General features: G+C 55.7%; 17 protein-coding genes. 9 read left to right on the top strand and 8 right to left on the bottom strand.

What is annotated here, in order from left to right:
- Positions 1-183: 183 nt before the first annotated feature.
- Positions 184-1,473: an HAAAP family serine/threonine permease gene (locus tag FD744_RS08460; RefSeq protein WP_160867968.1), complete on the top strand. Its 1,290-nt coding sequence runs from the start codon at positions 184-186 to the stop codon at positions 1,471-1,473.
- A gap of 37 nt (positions 1,474-1,510) precedes the next feature.
- On the opposite strand, the gene FD744_RS08455 is transcribed toward FD744_RS08460, so the two are convergent.
- The 3 genes from FD744_RS08455 to dbpA all read right to left on the bottom strand — a co-directional run bounded on the left by FD744_RS08455 (position 1,511) and on the right by dbpA (position 5,836).
- The gene (locus tag FD744_RS08455; RefSeq protein WP_160867967.1) at positions 1,511-3,067 is read right to left on the bottom strand and encodes a methyl-accepting chemotaxis protein; all 1,557 of its coding nucleotides are present in this window, start codon (positions 3,065-3,067) and stop codon (positions 1,511-1,513) included.
- 300 nt (positions 3,068-3,367) lie between these two features.
- A complete protein-coding gene (locus FD744_RS08450) occupies positions 3,368-4,330 on the bottom strand; it encodes a chemotaxis protein (protein WP_034825306.1) in 963 nt (320 codons plus the stop codon).
- 126 nt (positions 4,331-4,456) lie between these two features.
- Entirely contained in the window at positions 4,457-5,836 is a 1,380-nt protein-coding gene (dbpA, locus tag FD744_RS08445) for an ATP-dependent RNA helicase DbpA (RefSeq protein ID WP_160867966.1), read from the bottom strand.
- A 388-nt stretch (positions 5,837-6,224) separates the two neighbouring features.
- On the opposite strand from dbpA, the gene FD744_RS08440 reads away from it, so the two are divergent.
- The gene (locus tag FD744_RS08440; protein WP_038648725.1) at positions 6,225-6,422 is read left to right on the top strand and encodes a hypothetical protein; all 198 of its coding nucleotides are present in this window, start codon (positions 6,225-6,227) and stop codon (positions 6,420-6,422) included.
- A gap of 78 nt (positions 6,423-6,500) precedes the next feature.
- Here the strand turns inward: FD744_RS08440 and FD744_RS08435 are convergent, their stop codons facing one another.
- Both FD744_RS08435 and FD744_RS08430 read right to left on the bottom strand, forming a co-directional pair.
- Positions 6,501-7,868, bottom strand: coding sequence for an amidohydrolase family protein (locus FD744_RS08435; RefSeq protein WP_160867965.1), 1,368 nt, complete (start codon positions 7,866-7,868; stop codon positions 6,501-6,503).
- An 89-nt stretch (positions 7,869-7,957) separates the two neighbouring features.
- A complete protein-coding gene (locus FD744_RS08430) occupies positions 7,958-8,818 on the bottom strand; it encodes a LysR family transcriptional regulator (RefSeq protein ID WP_160867964.1) in 861 nt (286 codons plus the stop codon).
- An 87-nt stretch (positions 8,819-8,905) separates the two neighbouring features.
- Here FD744_RS08430 and FD744_RS08425 point away from each other — a divergent pair, with 87 nt between their 5' ends.
- The 6 genes from FD744_RS08425 to yniD all read left to right on the top strand — a co-directional run bounded on the left by FD744_RS08425 (position 8,906) and on the right by yniD (position 14,606).
- The gene (locus FD744_RS08425) at positions 8,906-10,075 is read left to right on the top strand and encodes a cyanate transporter (protein ID WP_160867963.1); all 1,170 of its coding nucleotides are present in this window, start codon (positions 8,906-8,908) and stop codon (positions 10,073-10,075) included.
- Positions 10,076-10,303: 228 nt separating this feature from the next.
- Complete coding sequence (gene lldP, locus FD744_RS08420) at positions 10,304-11,953, top strand: L-lactate permease (RefSeq protein WP_160834020.1); 1,650 nt, start codon at positions 10,304-10,306, stop codon at positions 11,951-11,953.
- A complete protein-coding gene (gene lldR / locus FD744_RS08415) occupies positions 11,950-12,735 on the top strand; it encodes a transcriptional regulator LldR (RefSeq protein ID WP_034830467.1) in 786 nt (261 codons plus the stop codon). The genes lldP and lldR overlap by 4 nt, the downstream gene beginning before the upstream one ends.
- Positions 12,735-13,925 carry an FMN-dependent L-lactate dehydrogenase LldD gene (lldD, locus tag FD744_RS08410; protein ID WP_160867962.1) on the top strand — a complete coding sequence of 397 codons (1,191 nt, stop codon included), beginning with the start codon at positions 12,735-12,737 and terminating at the stop codon, positions 13,923-13,925. The genes lldR and lldD overlap by 1 nt, the downstream gene beginning before the upstream one ends.
- 66 nt (positions 13,926-13,991) lie before the next feature.
- Positions 13,992-14,420 (top strand): OsmC family protein, encoded by a 429-nt coding sequence (locus tag FD744_RS08405; protein ID WP_034830472.1) that lies wholly within the window; start codon positions 13,992-13,994, stop codon positions 14,418-14,420.
- Between the two features lie 78 nt (positions 14,421-14,498).
- The gene (yniD, locus tag FD744_RS25960; protein WP_097117533.1) at positions 14,499-14,606 is read left to right on the top strand and encodes a small membrane protein YniD; all 108 of its coding nucleotides are present in this window, start codon (positions 14,499-14,501) and stop codon (positions 14,604-14,606) included.
- 111 nt (positions 14,607-14,717) lie between these two features.
- Here the strand turns inward: yniD and FD744_RS08400 are convergent, their stop codons facing one another.
- Positions 14,718-14,951, bottom strand: coding sequence for a hypothetical protein (locus tag FD744_RS08400; RefSeq protein WP_034830475.1), 234 nt, complete (start codon positions 14,949-14,951; stop codon positions 14,718-14,720).
- A 111-nt stretch (positions 14,952-15,062) separates the two neighbouring features.
- Positions 15,063-15,233 carry a hypothetical protein gene (locus FD744_RS25330; protein WP_007887091.1) on the bottom strand — a complete coding sequence of 57 codons (171 nt, stop codon included), beginning with the start codon at positions 15,231-15,233 and terminating at the stop codon, positions 15,063-15,065.
- Between the two features lie 213 nt (positions 15,234-15,446).
- On the opposite strand from FD744_RS25330, the gene FD744_RS08395 reads away from it, so the two are divergent.
- Positions 15,447-15,632 carry a hypothetical protein gene (locus FD744_RS08395; RefSeq protein ID WP_034830477.1) on the top strand — a complete coding sequence of 62 codons (186 nt, stop codon included), beginning with the start codon at positions 15,447-15,449 and terminating at the stop codon, positions 15,630-15,632.
- Between the two features lie 42 nt (positions 15,633-15,674).
- On the opposite strand, the gene FD744_RS08390 is transcribed toward FD744_RS08395, so the two are convergent.
- Positions 15,675-16,322, bottom strand: coding sequence for a CPBP family intramembrane glutamic endopeptidase (locus FD744_RS08390; RefSeq protein ID WP_034830547.1), 648 nt, complete (start codon positions 16,320-16,322; stop codon positions 15,675-15,677).
- Between the last annotated feature and the right edge of the window lie 72 nt (positions 16,323-16,394).

Raw genomic sequence — 16,394 nt, 5'->3', positions numbered from 1 at the left:
TGCATTTTTGTTGATTAAATAACCGATTCGCGCATTTATGATGGCTTTGTGATGCATGTCTTGCGTTCAGGCAACCTTAAGTCGTCAAAAACGCGTAGCATGTGCCCCGTCGCACCAATGGCATGTTTAGCCGCCGTGATTTCGGCTGCATTGTTTAAAAAGCTTTAAATTCTGGAGAGACAGATGGACAACTCACAAACCGTTGCGCAGGGCACGGTTGAGGCCCGTTCAACAGGCTGGCGTAAGAGTGATACCGTGTGGATGCTGGGCCTCTACGGTACAGCGATAGGCGCAGGCGTTTTGTTCCTGCCTATCAATGCAGGTGCAGGTGGTCTAATCCCCCTGATTATTATGACAATCCTCGCGTTCCCGATGACCTACTATGCACACCGAGCTCTGACGCGCTTTGTGCTGTCGGGTAAAAACCCCGGTGAAGATATTACTGAAGTGGTGGAAGAGCATTTCGGTGTGGGCGCAGGCAAGATCATCACCTTGCTCTATTTCTTCGCTATTTTCCCGATCCTGCTGATGTACAGCGTGGCGATCACCAACACCGTCGACAGCTTTATCGTGCATCAACTCGGGATGGTCTCGCCGCCGCGCGTGGTGCTGTCATTGGTACTGATCATCGGCATGATGACGGTGGTACGCTTTGGCGAGCAGATGATCGTCAAGGCAATGAGCGTGCTGGTGTTCCCGTTTGTCGCGGTGCTGATGCTACTGGCCGCCTATCTGGTGCCACACTGGCACGGCGCTGCACTGGAAACGCTGTCGTTCAGCCAAAGCGCTGGCGATAGCAGCATCTGGATGACGCTGTGGCTGGCAATTCCGGTGATGGTGTTCTCCTTTAACCACTCGCCGATTATCTCGTCGTTCGCGGTGGCGAAGCGCAACGAGTATGGCGCAGCAGCGGAAAAGAAATGCTCACGCATTCTCGCTAGCGCACACTTGATGATGGTGGTGACGGTGATGTTCTTTGTGTTCAGCTGTGTGCTGAGCCTATCACCGGCGGATTTGCAGGCGGCGAAAGAGCAGAACATCACCATTCTCTCCTATCTGGCAAACCACTTTAATGTGCCGATGATTGCCTGGATGGGACCGATTGTGGCGATGGTGGCAATCACCAAATCGTTCCTCGGCCACTATCTGGGTGCGCGTGAAGGCTTCAATGGAATTGTGGTGAAATCGCTGCGCAGCCGGGGAAAAAACGTGTCGCCTCAGCGTCTGAACCGCGTCACAACCGGCTTTATGCTGCTGACGACCTGGCTGGTTGCCACCTGGAACCCGAGTATTCTCGGCATGATTGAAACCCTCGGCGGGCCGATCATTGCGATGATTCTGTTCCTGATGCCGATGTACGCCATTCAGAAAGTCCCGGCGATGCGTCAGTACAGTGGCAAAATCAGCAATGTGTTTGTGGTGATTGTTGGCCTGTTAGCGATTTCGTCGATTGCGTATTCGCTGATGCATTGATGCAAAAGGGCGGCGCGACTCCTCGCGCCGCTCTGTCTTACACTGCCGCGGTTTTGAAGACGCTCATTGACTGCGCCAGACGATCGGCCTGCTCCTGCAACGCTTGTGAAGCGGCAGAGGCTTCCTGCACCAACGCGGCATTTTGCTGAGTGACCGCTTCCATCTGGGTTATGGCCAGATTGATCTCACTAATACCACTGCTCTGCTCGCTGCTGGCAATGGTAATTTCACTCATGATATCCGCCACGCTCTTCACGCTGTTCACCACTTCACCAATGGTGGTTCCCGCGTGCGTCACCAGACGGCTGCCTTCATCCACTTTCGAGACTGAGTCTTCAATCAGGACTTTGATCTCTTTCGCGGCAGAGGCGGAGCGCTGTGCCAGATTGCGCACTTCGGTGGCGACCACAGCAAATCCACGGCCTTGTTCACCGGCGCGAGCAGCTTCAACCGCAGCGTTAAGCGAGAGAATGTTGGTCTGGAAGGCAATGGAGTCGATCACGCTGATGATATCGACAATCTTTTTAGAAGAGAGAGTGATCGCCTCCATCTTCTCGATGACCTGTTCCATCACCACGCCACCCTCTTTGGCAACGGTTGAGGTGGTGGCCACCAGCTGATTGGCTTCACGCGCGTTATCCGCATTGTGCTTCACGGTCGCGGTCATCTGCTCCATGGCGGAGGCGGTCTCTTCCAGCGAGCTGGCCTGCTGCTCGGTACGGGATGAGAGATCGATGTTGCCGCTGGAGATCTGATTTGAGGCCACGGCAATAGTGTCAGAACCGGCACGCACGTTGGACACGATGGTCAGCAGGTTATCGTTCATCGCCTGCAGTGCCTGCATCAGCACGGCGGTTTCATCTTTGCCGCTGACCTCGATGTGGGAGCTGAGATCGCCCGCCGCCACTTTCTTGGCGATGCCAACCGCTTCATTGAGCGGGCGGACAATTGAGCGCGTCAGCATAAAGCCAAGCAGCACGGAGGCGGCAATCGCAATCGCCGAGAAGATCAGTGTGATTTCGATGGCGGTCGAGCCGTCATCAATAATGCCCGTCCCCTCTTTGCGCAGTTGATCGGACTGTGAGTTGGCAAAAGCCACCGCGCTATCAAGGTAGGCGTTCTGGGTACTGGTGATTTTCTTGAGCACATAAGTGCTGGCTTCTTCAAGCTTGCCTGCACGTACCAGATCCAGCACTTCATTCTTTTGCTGCTCAAACAGCTGGCTGGCGGCCAGCAGACCGGCGATTTTCTTTTTACCGATTTCGGTAACCTGAATGGCTTCGATCTTTTTCATGGCGCTGTTGGTGCGCTCGGTTGCCTCATCCAGCTGCTTAAAACGCTGTACGTTGTTTTCCGGGCGCAGCGTATCAATCACCATGCCGCGTAAGTATTTGATCTGATCGTTCACACCATCGCGCACGTCAAAACCCAGACGGACTTTGACATAGCGGTCTTCCACAATGGAGGTGATGCCGTTTTTAATGTTGTTGATTTTCATAATCGACGTCACACCGACTACCCCCAGAAGGGCCACAACAAGTGCGAAGGCTATCCCTAAACGGACGCCCACTTTCATATTCTTTAAGCTCAACATTGGTTCTCCCCGTAATGCTAAATAGTGTTGTTTTCAAGACGGAAAAGCAGGCTGAGGGCCCGCATCAGGCTGATGTTTTATAAGGTAAAGATACTTTCCGGGCGTAATTAATCTGGTATGGCAGCACCGGTTCAAGCGCTATCAGTTATCGGTTGTTAATGTTTTAACTTTAATTTTTTAGAGGTGCGTCACAAAACCGTTAACATGATTAATGAGTGGATCGGTTTTATCAGGGAAGGCAGGACGTAAAAAAGGCGCGAATAACGCGCCTTATAGGGAGGTAGGTGAGATTAGAAAGGATTAACGTTTCTTTTCCAGCACGCGATGGATCACGCTCGACAGTTCATTAATCTCAAATTTCGCCACATAGCCATCGGCGCCGACTTTACGCACGTGGTCTTCGTTGGCACTGCCGGAGAGCGAGGAGTGGATCACTACCGGAATCTGACGCAATGCATCATCACGTTTGATATTACGCGTCAGGGTAAAGCCATCCATCTCTGGCATTTCCAGATCGGTTAACACCAGCGCGATTTTGTCGTGTATCGACTCGCCTGCCGCTGCGGCTTCTTTCTGCATCTCGTTAATTTTGATCCAGGCTTCCAGACCGGTGTTATGCATGATGGCCGGAATGCCCATGCTTTTCAGACCCTGTTCCAGCAACTGACGCGCCACTTTGGAGTCTTCCGCGACAATCGCCACCTGGCCAGGCTTGAGGTTGAAATCTTTCGCCGTCTCAGCACTTGGCTCAACGCCACGCACCGAAGGGATGATGTCATACAGAATCTGCTCAACGTCCAGCACCATTGCCAGATTGTTGCTCTGACCGTCGGTATCGAGGCAGGCGATACTGGTGATATTGCGGCTGCCAATGCCGGCTTCGGCAGTGTGCACCTGGTTCCAGTCGAGACGGACGATATTCTCCACCGACTCCACCGCGAAGGCCTGGGTGCTGCGCGCATATTCGGTCACCAGCAGCAGATTGAGGCCGGTTTCCGGTTTACAACCGGTCACTGCGGGCAGGTCGATGACCGGGATAAACTGACCGCGAATACTGGCCATACCGAGCAGCGGTGACTGCATACCCGCTGCACGGGTAATGGTGGGCATCGGTACGATTTCGCGCAGTTTAAACACGTTGATGCCGTATAGCTCAGATTTGCCTTTCAGCTGATCGGAACCCAGGCGGAACAGCAGCAGTTCGAATTTATTGGAAAGCGCAAGGTTAGCGCGTTCATCGATCTCTTTCTGAAAATTATCCATCATGGCCTCAAGCGGAATCTGGGCTGGGTAAAGGGGCAATGATTAACTTATCGGCAGCGCGGAAAAAAAATGAAGGGGCGGGGCAGAAAATTTAGCGCGAGAGTGAATACCCTCGCGCATAGGGGATTACTTCAGCAGGATGGCGCGGACGCTTTTGCCTTTGATCTTGCCTTCTTTCAGTTTGATCAGCGCTTTCTTCGCTTGTGCGGCATCGATCGCCACATAAGCGTGGGTTTGTGTCAGGTCGATCTTACCGATTTGATCAGCGCTGAATCCGGCTTCACCGGTGAGCGCGCCGAGGATATCGCCAGGGCGGATTTTGGCTTTACGACCACCATCAATGCACAGCGTCATTTTGGTGGCAGGCAGAGCTTGCGCCGCTTTCCCTTTCAGGGTAGCGGAGGAAACCCAGTTGAGTTTCTGGCTCAGATACTCTTCCAGCGCATTAGCCCGCACCATTTCATCGGGCGCGACGAAGCTGACCGCCAGTCCTTTTTCGCCTGCACGACCGGTACGACCGATGCGATGGATATGCACTTCAGGATCCCATGCCAGCTGGAAGTTCACCACCAACGCCAGCGATTTGATATCCAGCCCGCGTGCAGCCACGTCGGTGGCAATCAGTACGCGGATGCTGCCGTTGGCGAAACGGATCAGCACTCGTTCACGATCGCGCTGCTCCAGATCGCCATGCAGTGCCAGTGCACTGATTTGACGATCGTTCAATGCCGCTGCAACGTCATCACACTCACGTTTGGTATTACAGAACACCACGCAAGAAGCGGGCTGCTGCTGGCTGAGCAGGGCACTGAGCAGATTGCCACGCTCACTGACGCTGGCTTCGATAAATTGCTGATCAATAGCAGGCAGTTCCGCTTTGTCTTCCGTGGCCACGGCCAATGCATCGCGCTGGAAACGCTGGCTGAGGCTGGCGATGGTATCCGGCCAGGTGGCAGAGAACAGCAGCGTCTGGCGTGCATCCGGCGTGAAACCAATGATCGCTTCCATATCGTCTCGGAAGCCCATCTCCAGCATGCGATCGGCTTCATCTAACACCAGCGTTTGCAGTGCGGTGAGATCGAGGTTGTCGCGCTTCAGGTGATCAAGGATGCGGCCCGGCGTGCCGACCACAATATGCGGTGCGTGCACCAGCGAATCGCGCTGCGCACTCATCGGTTGACCGCCGCACAGCGTCAATATTTTGATGTTGCGGGTAAAACGTGCCAGCTGACGCAGCACATTACTCACCTGATCGGCCAGTTCACGCGTTGGACATAGAATCAACGCCTGAGTTTGGGTTCGGGTGTTGTCAATGCGCTGCAGCAAGCCAATACCAAAGGCTGCCGTTTTACCGCTGCCGGTTTTCGCCTGCGCACGTACATCGCGCCCTTCAAGAATGGCGGGCAATGAAGCCGCCTGAATAGGTGTCATGGCGTCGAAGCCCATCTCGCGCAGGTTGTCGAGTTGGCTGGCAGGGAGTTGCGTCAGGGTAGAAAAAGCGGTCACGGGAATGTCTCAAATAGCGGTCAGGATTGCGGCGGTCAGTCTCGCAGAAAGGGCTGCTATCGGCAATGCAAATTGCGCAATTGATAACGCATTGAAATCAATTAGCGCGATGATCGTTTGATTAAATTTTCGCCTTTAATAGGTGTAAAATTCTAATCATTTTACTCTTTGTGACCGGTTGCTTCAAAAGATGTGAAACGTCTTTCCTGAATGAAAAGGTGCAATTAGCGTTGATAAAGGGACTATATAGCGTCTTTTTGACCTGTTTTTGTCTATGTTACGCTTATGTGTCACTTAAGATGGGTAAAATTCCGATTAAAATAACCTGCCGTTTTGCTTTATATTTGGCGCGCCATTTGGCAAACAATAATATATTCAGAGGTCCACTTTGAGTCTTTACGTCCAGGGACAAAACGAAGACATTCTGAAAATCGTCGGCCGCGCCGTGTTAACCCTGCATCTGCACGGAGAGACCCTGTCTTCGGATAAAGTCAGCTCCATGATTGCCTGTTACGCGGAAGAAGAGCCTGTTAGCGACGATGAAAACCAGCGTTTATACGCGCTGGCGATTCAGATGTTATCGTAAATCCAGCAACTCGCATGGGGCGCTTGCCGCCCCTGCATTTTTCGTTCATCAAGCCTCCGTAAGGAGGCTTTTTTGATCTCAGACGCTGAACACCGGCATACCGCTGTGGAAGGTGGCTCGTACCGGCGAGATGCGGGCGACAGCCTCAGCGGAGCAGCTTGCTTCAACCAGCATCATGCTGGCGTCATCCTGGACTTTTGGCCACTGGCGCTCGCCCTGGTTCGATAGCGGCAAGATGCCGCCGGTGGCAATGTGCAGTGCCCGGCTCAAACCAAACTCATCCGAACCGCGATAGAGTTGTGCATACAGGTTGGCTTTCTCCAGCATGCTGCCGGTGCCAAACGGTGACCAGTGATCGATCACGCTGTCGGTGCCGGTCATTACCGTGATGCCCGCGGCCTGCAATTGCGGTAACGGCATGGTGAGTTTGCCGATGGGGATGGTGGACGCCACGCTCATCTGTTGTTCAGCCATGCCTGCAATCATCTTATCGAGCGTTTTGCCTTCCAGCGTGGCCAGCGCAAAGCCATGGCTCAGCGTCACTCTGCCTTTGAGCGGCGGGTTCTTCGCGATGGTGTCCACCATATACTGAATGGCCGCCATGCCAGAAGGTGCGGTTTCGTGCAGATGGATATCGACGCCACGATCAAAATCGAGCGCAATCTGGAACATGGCATCCAGCGAGGCCTGCATCGCGCCATCCACATTGGTGGGATCCAATCCGCCAACGTACTGCACGCCCATCTGCATCGCTTCGCGCATCAGGCCATCCACTTTTGAATGCAGTAAACCGTGCTGTGGGAAGGCGACAATTTCACAGGGAAATTCGGGGTGGTTCGCCAGCGCCCGCTTCAGATGCTCCAGGCTTTTTAGGCCACTCACCGGATCAATGTTGCAGTGGCTGCGTGCTTCGGTGGTGCCTTTACTGTGCAGCAAACCGATCAAAGCTTCGGCACGCGCCTGCGAGGTTGGGAGCAACTGCGGGATCAATACCTGCTCACGGGCGATCATATCCATGATGGTTTTGCCCTGGCGCGGACGTGGGGCTTGCCAGGGGCCGCTGTAAAATGTTTTGTCCAGGTGGATGTGCATGTCGCGGGTGCGTGGCAACAGCAGCGAGCCTTCGGCATCCCACTGCGGAATGTCGGCGTTGCGCGCTTTACCAGCGGCTTCGATGGCGGCAAATTTGCCGTCTTTGACGGTGATATCGTAAAGCGCAGTACGCGTCGCGATGATGTCGTTGCCCTCACGCTCAAAGCCTTCCTCGAGGCGTACGTTGAGCAATTGGTAATGATCCACGCGCGGTGGCGGCGTAGAGATTGGCGCTGCGGCAGAAGAGTGTGAGGGAGCGGCGGCGCTCATGCCGGCAGCCAGCAGGCTTCCGGCTGCGGTGAGGCGGACGCCCTGGCTAATGAAATCGCGACGGCTAGGTGAAGTGAGGTGCATCAGAGGCTCCAGTCAACAAGGAAAACGTTAATCTGGCAAAACCCAGGGCGCGGCGCTGCGATATTTCCCACTGCTGAGCAGTGGAAAAATCACTGCCACTTTAACTGGCCAAATTCCACTAACGCCACGGCCAGCGCCTGTTGCAAATCATCCTGTGGAGAGCGGCAAAACAGCGCCAGCTCAAAGTGGCTGATCGGCGGTAAGCCTGCGGCTTCGTCCAGCACACGATGGCCGGGCAGGCGACAACTGGCAGGCAGCAGCGTTAAACCTAATCCGGCCGCGCTGGCACTGGCGAGTGCCACCAGACTGGCGCTGCTGTAGCTGATGCGCCAGCTGCGGCCCAGCGCATCCAGCGTCTGACACATCTCCTCGCGATACAGTCCCTGCTGGGGAAATACCACCAGCGGCACTGGCGTCTGCTCAAAGCAGGGGTGTTCGGCGCTGTCCAGCCACAGCAGGGGTTCCGGTCGCGCTGCCAATGGGCGTTCACCGCCGGGTTGCTTGATCAGCATGATATCCAGCTCTTCTCGCTGCCACGCACGATGCAAGTCGACATACATGCCGCTCATCACATCGAGGCGCAACTGAGGATGCTCTCGGCTAAACTGCGCTAACAGAGCTGCGGTAGGGGCGGCAAAATCCTCCGGTACACCGAGGCGCAGGACGCCATCGCGCCACTTGTCGCTCAGCACATCGTGCGCTTCACCGTTGAGCGCAATAATGCGGCGGGCATAGCCCAGTAATTTCTCTCCCTCTTCAGTTAAGACCACCTGATGCGAGGTGCGCTCCAGCAACGCTTTGCCAATCATCTCCTCCAGGCGGCGCACCTGCTGGCTGACGGTGGATTGCGATAGATGCACGCGGTCGGCGGCGCGCGTAAAGCTGGCGGTTTCGCATACCGCAACAAAACTAAGTAACTGCTGCGGCGTAAACATCGGCTGACGATTCATTTTTCCACTGATCGCTATGGTGTTATTTCATTTCCAAATAGTAACCATTGCTGCGACCCTGACAACCTTTCTACTGCAGGATTGTGTATGAACCGACATTCCAACGGATTGACGCTCGCCGCTTTGGTGCTGGCCGGGCTCAATATGCGTCCGTTACTGACTTCTGTTAGCCCATTGCTGGGCGAACTGCGCCAGGCCATGAGCCTCTCTTCCATTGCCGCTTCGTTGTTACCCGCCGTACCGATGGTGATGATGGGCGCGGTGGCGCTACTCAGTGCCTCCCTGATGCAACGTGTTCCGCTGCAACGTTTGTTGATCGCCGGGCTGGTTCTGCTGCTGCTGGCGCTGGCCGCACGCGGTGTGATTCACGACGGGCAATGGCTGGTGGTCAGCGCGCTTTTTGCCGGGCTGGGGGTTGGCGTGGTGCAGATGGCGATGCCAGGGTTGATCCGCCAGCGCTTTGCCCAGCGCAGCGCCCCCGTTACCGGGTTGTGGGCGGGCGCGTTAATGGGCGGCGGAGGATTGGGGGCAGCACTCTCGCCGTGGCTCAGTGCGCATTTCGGCTGGTCACTGGCGCTCACCGGTTGGGCATTGCCCGTATTGCTGGCGATTGTGCTGTGGTGGATCGTGCGTGTGCCGGTGGCGCAAAGCGCAGAGACGGTATCTATGCCCTCGCTATGGCGCAAACCGCGCGCCTGGTCGCTGGCACTCAGTTTTGGCCTGGTGAATGGCGGCTACGCCACCTGCGTGGCCTGGCTTCCTGATACCTATCATCATCTTGGCTGGTCAGCGCAGGCAGGAGGTTCGCTGCTGGGCGTAATGATTCTCTGTCAGGTGGCTGGCGCGTTATTGATGCCATTACTGGCGCGCAAGGCGGATCGCCGTCCACAGCTGATTATCAGTTTAGTGTGCCAATTGCTGGGTATGTGCGGCTTCCTGTTTGCCCCCCTGATGGCGCCATGGTTGTGGGCGGCGATTGCCGGATTTGGTTTAGGGGCCGCGTTCCCGCTGGCGATGGTGCTGGCGCTCGATCACCTGCCGCATCCGCAGGCCGGCGCTCGACTGGTGGCGTTTATGCAGGGCGCAGGTTTCATCATCGCAGGGTGTATGCCGTTTATCGCCGGACAGTTGCAGGCGATGACGCACAGTTTTAGCAGCGTGTGGATGATGCAGGGGGCCGTGACGGTGGGATTGATTGTGCTGAACCTTCGCTTTCATCCCCACAGTTATCATCGGGCCTTTGGTCAGACAGAATGATGATTGGTCCTACCAAATCGATTTAAATGTTGCCGCATCGTCACAGAACACGAAAAATCACTCCAGCTTCGTTGCTTTAGGTTAACAATGCATTAACTATCTGGAGCCAGAAAGCCCCGCATCGCATTTTGGTCCTACCAATTTCGATGATCAGAAGGGCAAGACCTGTGGCGCAAACCTGCATTGCCGTTGCGCCGCACTCATCTGGTAACCTCTGGAGATAACGGCATGCCGGTGTGGCAACAAAACTACGATCCTCTCAACAATCTGTGGCTCTCCAGCCTGGTGGCGGTGATCCCGATTGTGTTCTTCTTCTTCGCCCTGCTGAAGCTCAAGCTGAAAGGCTATCAGGCGGGCACCGCCACGGTGGTGATTGCACTGCTGGTGGCGCTGTTCCTGTATGGCATGCCGTTGGGCCAGGCGCTGGCTTCCGTGGTGTATGGCTTCCTGTACGGCCTGTGGCCAATCGCCTGGATCATTGTCGCGGCGGTGTTTGTGTATAAAATCTCGGTGAAAACCGGGCAATTCGACATCATCCGTGCTTCGATCCTCTCCATCACACCCGATCAGCGCTTGCAGATGCTGATCGTCGGATTCTCCTTCGGCGCGTTTCTCGAAGGGGCGGCGGGTTTTGGCGCACCGGTGGCAATCACCGCAGCCCTGCTGGTGGGATTGGGCTTTAATCCGCTGTACGCGGCTGGCTTATGCTTGATCGTCAACACCGCGCCAGTAGCCTTTGGTGCGATGGGGATTCCGATTATTGTCGCCGGTCAAGTCACCGGACTCGACAGCTTCCAGATTGGCCAGATGGCCGGGCGTCAATTGCCGTTCCTGACCCTCATTGTGCTGTTCTGGATCATGGCGATTATGGATGGCTGGCGCGGTATCAAGGAAACATGGCCAGCGGTGATCGTCGCGGGCGGATCGTTCGCCATTGCGCAGTTCCTCAGCTCCAACTTCCTTGGCCCGGAATTGCCGGACATCATCTCGTCACTGGCCTCTCTTATCTGCCTCACGCTGTTCCTGCGCCGCTGGAAGCCAGTACGTATTTTCCGTTTCGATGAGAAAACCGCCGTTGACCCGACGCAAACCTCTCAGCGCTATACGCTGGGCCAGATTGTGCGCGCGTGGATGCCATTCCTGTTCCTCACGGCTACCGTCACTCTGTGGAGCATTCCGCCGTTCAAGGCGCTGTTTGCTAAAGGTGGCGTGATGTATGACTGGGTGTTCAGCGTTCCGGTACCGCTGCTGCATGAGCTGGTGGCACGTATGCCGCCGGTGGTGAGTGCGGCAACGCCTTATGCGGCCATCTTCAAGTTTGATGTGCTGTCAGCCACCGGTACAGCGATTATCGTGGCGGCGGTGCTGTCCGTGATCTGGCTGCGTATGAAGCCCGCTGCGGCGATCCAGACCTTCGGTGAGACGCTGAAAGAACTGGCACTGCCCATCTACTCCATCGGTATGGTGCTGGCCTTCGCCTTTATCTCCAACTACTCCGGATTGTCTGCCACACTGGCCTTAGCGCTGGCGCACACCGGCAATGCCTTTACTTTCTTCTCGCCGTTCCTTGGCTGGCTTGGCGTGTTTCTGACAGGATCTGATACTTCTTCAAATGCGTTGTTCGCGGCGTTGCAGGCCACCACCGCGCAGCAGATTGGTGTGTCGGATGTGCTGCTGGTGGCCGCCAACACCACGGGTGGCGTGACGGGTAAGATGATTTCACCTCAGTCGATCGCCATCGCCTGCGCCGCCGTGGGGCTGGTGGGTAAAGAGTCGGATCTGTTCCGCTTTACCGTTAAACACAGTCTGATCTTCACCTGCATGGTGGGGGTGATCACAACGCTGCAAGCTTATGTCTTAACCTGGATGATTCCATGACAGAAAACACGCCGCGATTAGCGGAAACGCTACGGGCGCGATTGCTCGCCTGGATTGAGGAACACCAGCTGGAGCCGGGTATGCGCTTACCGGCCGAGCGCCAGCTGGCCGCTGAGTTCGGTGTGTCACGCTCATCATTGCGTGAGGCGATTCAGCAGCTGATCAGTAGCGGCGTGTTAATCAGTAAACGCGGCGGCGGTACCTGGCTGTGTGAGCCGCAGGAGCCCTGGTCAGAACAGCGGATTGTCGAACCGATTCGCCAACTGCTGGCGGACGACCCGGATTATCGTTGGGATATCCTGGAAGCGCGTCACGCCATCGAAGCCAGTACCGCCTGGCACGCCGCCTTGCGTGCCACTGAAGCGGATAAAGAGAAGCTGCGTCTTGCCTTTGATGCTCTGCTCAAGATGCACGACTGTGACGATCCCGATATCGCGGCGCAGGCCGACCTGCGCTTCCATCTCGCTATTGCTGAGGCCTCGCACAATGTGGTGCTACTGCAAACCATGCGTGGTTTCTTCGATTTGCTGCAGTCTTCGGTACTGCACAGCCGCCAGCGCATGTACACCCAGCCGGTGATTTTTAATCGCCTGAATGAACAGCATCAGGCGATGTTCGATGCGGTGATGGCCGGTGATGCCGAGGCGGCACGCCAGGCGGCGATGGATCACCTCGGCTTTGTACATACCACCTTGAAATCGCTCCATGAAGATGAAGCCCGACAGGCGCGCATTACCCGCTTGCCAGGCGAATCCCTGGATAATCGTAAGGAAAAAAACTGATGATCATCTCTGCAGCCAGTGACTATCGCACCGCGGCGCAACGCATCCTGCCCCCGTTCCTGTTCCACTACCTTGACGGCGGCGCGTATGCCGAACACACCCTGAAGCGCAATGTGTCCGATCTGTCGGACGTGGCGCTGCGTCAGCGGGTGCTGAAGAACATGTCCGATCTCAGTCTGGAAACCAAACTGTTCAACGAAACGCTGTCGATGCCGGTGGCGTTAGCGCCTGTGGGGTTGTGCGGCATGTACGCGCGACGTGGGGAAGTGCAGGCCGCGCGTGCAGCGGCACTGAAAGGTATTCCGTTCACGCTCTCCACGGTATCGCTGTGTCCGATTGAAGAGGTGGCGCCAGCCATTAATCGTCCGATGTGGTTCCAGCTGTATGTGCTGCGCGATCGTGGCTTCATGCGTAACGCACTGGAACGCGCGAAAGCGGCGGGCTGCTCGACGCTGGTCTTTACCGTAGACATGCCGACACCGGGCGCACGCTATCGCGATGCGCATTCGGGCATGAGCGGGCCAAACGCGGCGATGCGTCGCTACTGGCAGGCGGTAACGCATCCGCAGTGGGCGTGGGATGTGGGGCTGCATGGCCGTCCGCACGATCTCGGTAATATCTCAGCCTATCTCGGTAAACCTACGGGGCTGGAAGATTACATTGGCTGGCTGGCCAATAACTTTGATCCGTCGATCTCATGGAAAGATCTGGAGTGGATTCGTGAGTTTTGGGATGGCCCAATGGTGATCAAAGGCATTCTGGATCCCGAAGATGCGCGTGATGCGGTGCGCTTCGGCGCGGACGGCATTGTGGTCTCTAACCATGGCGGACGCCAGCTGGATGGCGTGCTGTCATCGGCGCGCGCACTGCCCGCCATTGCAGACGCCGTGAAAGGCGATATTGCCATTCTGGCCGACAGTGGTATCCGCAACGGGTTGGATGTGGTGCGCATGATCGCGCTCGGTGCAGACACTGTCCTGTTGGGCCGCGCCTTTATCTATGCGCTGGCGACGCATGGTCAGCGTGGCGTTGAGAATTTGCTGAATTTGATCGAAAAAGAGATGAAAGTGGCGATGACGCTGACCGGGGCCAAAAGCATTGCTGAGATCACCCAGGACTCGCTGGTGCAGGCGAATGCGCTGCTGAGCGAAGCGGGTCTACATCCGGCTCGACCACGTGCCGTGAGCTGAGTTGCGGAAAGCAAAATTAGAGGCGTTGTCTATACTGACTGCTGTCTGACTAACAGGAGGAATGACATGACCATTCATAAGAAAGGATCGGCCCATTGGGAAGGCGACATCAAAGGCAAGGGTACCGTGAGCACCGAAAGCGGCGTGCTGAGCAACCAGCCTTATGGCTTCAATACCCGCTTTGAGGGTGAGAAGGGCACGAATCCGGAAGAGCTGATCGGTGCTGCACATGCGGCGTGCTTCTCCATGGCGTTGTCGCTGATGCTGGGTCAGGCTGGGCATCCGCCTAAAAGCATCGACACCACTGCGGATGTGTCGCTGGACAAGAAAGGTGAAGGTTTTGCCATTACCAAAATTGCACTCACCAGCACCATCGCGCTGCCAGGTATCGATAGCGCCAAATTTGATGAGATTATTCAGAAAGCCAAAGCGGGCTGCCCGGTGTCACAAGTCCTGAATGCTGAAATTAGCCTGGACTATACGCTGAATAATTAATCGCCCTTACGGGTTACCAGCGGTAGAATAACGATGCGCCTTAGGGCGCATCGTTGCTTTCTGCCGTCTGGAGGATGCGTGGGGAAAAAACTGGCTGCAACTAAACACTGGAAAATGATTGTGGTGCTGCTGTGCATCTGCGGCGCGCTGATGCTGATTCGCTGGGCGGCGATGATATGGGGTTGAAAGACTGGATCTGCCGCCATAAGCTCGGCGTGCTAGTGATGGTGATTCTGGTGCTGGAAGGGGTGCACTATCTGCTGACCGCCTCCTGGTTGCCATGGCAACTCGGTTGATTCAGGCGTACTCGCTGTCTGGATGGCGAACGTTACGCACACTGCTGCGCGCAATGCGATAGGCCTTGCGTGGGTCGCCCGCCACAAACTCAAAGGTCGGCGAGTAGTAGAATGGCAACCAGCCTTCAAAGCTGCTCTCCCACTCCCAGCGCACCGGGCAGGGCCAGAGAATGCCATCATACAAAATGTAATAAACCCAGCGTCCGTTTGGACGACGGGGGCGAGTCTTCTTCATGGGATTCACAACGGTAATAGTGTAAAGCAGCTTATATTTTGGACGCTATGCGCCGATCTTGCAATGCCGTCTGGCTTATTTTTGTACAGCTCAAATAAAACTGGCACCGAATTAACGGTGCACTTCCCCGCACAGCAGGACCACATTCGGTCGAACTTTATGGATGCGGTCGGCCATTTGCTCACAGGCCACTTTGGTCGGGTAGATACGTTCTGACACCGGTAAGGCGTCACAGGCATCATGTCCACACGCGCTCACTAACAACACAAAACCAATCAGCATGATTGGACTCCTTAAACACGTTCCTGATGATACGGAAGCAGTGGCTGTTCGTTCCTTTTTTTAATCCAGTATAGCCAAACGGCAGGAGAGTCAATGATCACCTTGAGCGGCCTTGTGGTGCGAACGGTGAGATTATAACCAGCCGGACACACATCACCATGACAATCTGAGCTAAACTGTGCGGCCCTGACAAAAATGATGAGTGAGTGACCAATGTTGAACGAAATTGCCCATCCGGCCAGCAGCCCAAAACAAGCCGCGCTGCAACTGGTGATTGAACTGGTGCGTGCAGGCAAACTCAGCCCAATGCAAGGCGATGCTTCAAACATGATTTCTATTTACGAGCAGTTCAAAGCCCATTTTGAGGCGGACAAACACAAAGACTCGGCCATTTCCTGATGCTTTTATTCTGAAAACAGCGCAATCTCTTGCGCTGTTTTTTTATGCATAGAACCAGGCGGGCAGAATCGCGATCAGGTTATTCAGCGTATGCAGGAAGATGGGCAGCGCGAGGCTATTGCTGCGCAGACGGGCGTAACACAGCAACAGTGAAAACAGCGTCAGGGCCACGATGGTCTCCCAGTGCACGTACTGCGTGTGCATCGCGGCGAACAGCAGCGAGGTGAGTAGCATGCAGGCGAAGCGACTTTTCGGCGCCCATAACAGAAACCCCTGTAACAGAAAACCGCGGAACAACACCTCTTCAAACACTGGCGCGAGCAGCACGGCGGTCAGCAGCAGGATCAACATCGAACTGCGACCCTGTTGGCTCTGGGCAATCAACCAGCCTTCCGGTTGCAGGAATTGCGTTTGCGCCACCATCAGTGCCACCAGCGCACCCACAAACAGCAACGCCTGGCCGGGACGCAGATATCCCAGCGGAATGTCAGTGCGGCGTTGGCAGTAAAAACGATACAGCGGGTAAATTACCGCGAATTCGAACAAGCAGAGCACCGGCACCAGTAAACCGTTATTACGCAGCGCCCCGTAGTTGGGAAACAGCGTAATCAGCATGGTCACGACGTAATACACCACAAAGCTCGCGGCATAGAACAGCGTCAGCGTCACTTTGTCGGATTGGGTGTCCATAATCAGCTCAATGGGCAGAGGAAAACGCATAGTAGCAATGGCGATCATTGCTGTCGAGATGGCCCCACACAG

The organism is Pantoea sp. Taur (assembly GCF_009830025.1).
GTDB lineage: Bacteria > Pseudomonadota > Gammaproteobacteria > Enterobacterales > Enterobacteriaceae > Pantoea > Pantoea communis.
This window is presented reverse-complemented; position numbering and strand designations above follow the sequence as displayed.

Coding starts and splice junctions, on each gene's coding strand:
- FD744_RS08400 (WP_034830475.1), bottom strand. CDS start 14,951: ATGAAGAAGACTCGCCCCCGTCGTCCAAACGGACGCTGGGTTTATTAC.
- FD744_RS08405 (WP_034830472.1), top strand. CDS start 13,992: ATGACCATTCATAAGAAAGGATCGGCCCATTGGGAAGGCGACATCAAA.
- FD744_RS08395 (WP_034830477.1), top strand. CDS start 15,447: ATGTTGAACGAAATTGCCCATCCGGCCAGCAGCCCAAAACAAGCCGCG.
- lldR (WP_034830467.1), top strand. CDS start 11,950: ATGACAGAAAACACGCCGCGATTAGCGGAAACGCTACGGGCGCGATTG.
- lldD (WP_160867962.1), top strand. CDS start 12,735: ATGATCATCTCTGCAGCCAGTGACTATCGCACCGCGGCGCAACGCATC.
- FD744_RS08460 (WP_160867968.1), top strand. CDS start 184: ATGGACAACTCACAAACCGTTGCGCAGGGCACGGTTGAGGCCCGTTCA.
- FD744_RS08425 (WP_160867963.1), top strand. CDS start 8,906: ATGAACCGACATTCCAACGGATTGACGCTCGCCGCTTTGGTGCTGGCC.
- FD744_RS08450 (WP_034825306.1), bottom strand. CDS start 4,330: ATGGATAATTTTCAGAAAGAGATCGATGAACGCGCTAACCTTGCGCTT.
- FD744_RS08455 (WP_160867967.1), bottom strand. CDS start 3,067: ATGTTGAGCTTAAAGAATATGAAAGTGGGCGTCCGTTTAGGGATAGCC.
- FD744_RS08390 (WP_034830547.1), bottom strand. CDS start 16,322: ATGGACACCCAATCCGACAAAGTGACGCTGACGCTGTTCTATGCCGCG.
- FD744_RS08430 (WP_160867964.1), bottom strand. CDS start 8,818: ATGAATCGTCAGCCGATGTTTACGCCGCAGCAGTTACTTAGTTTTGTT.
- lldP (WP_160834020.1), top strand. CDS start 10,304: ATGCCGGTGTGGCAACAAAACTACGATCCTCTCAACAATCTGTGGCTC.
- FD744_RS25330 (WP_007887091.1), bottom strand. CDS start 15,233: ATGCTGATTGGTTTTGTGTTGTTAGTGAGCGCGTGTGGACATGATGCC.
- FD744_RS08435 (WP_160867965.1), bottom strand. CDS start 7,868: ATGCACCTCACTTCACCTAGCCGTCGCGATTTCATTAGCCAGGGCGTC.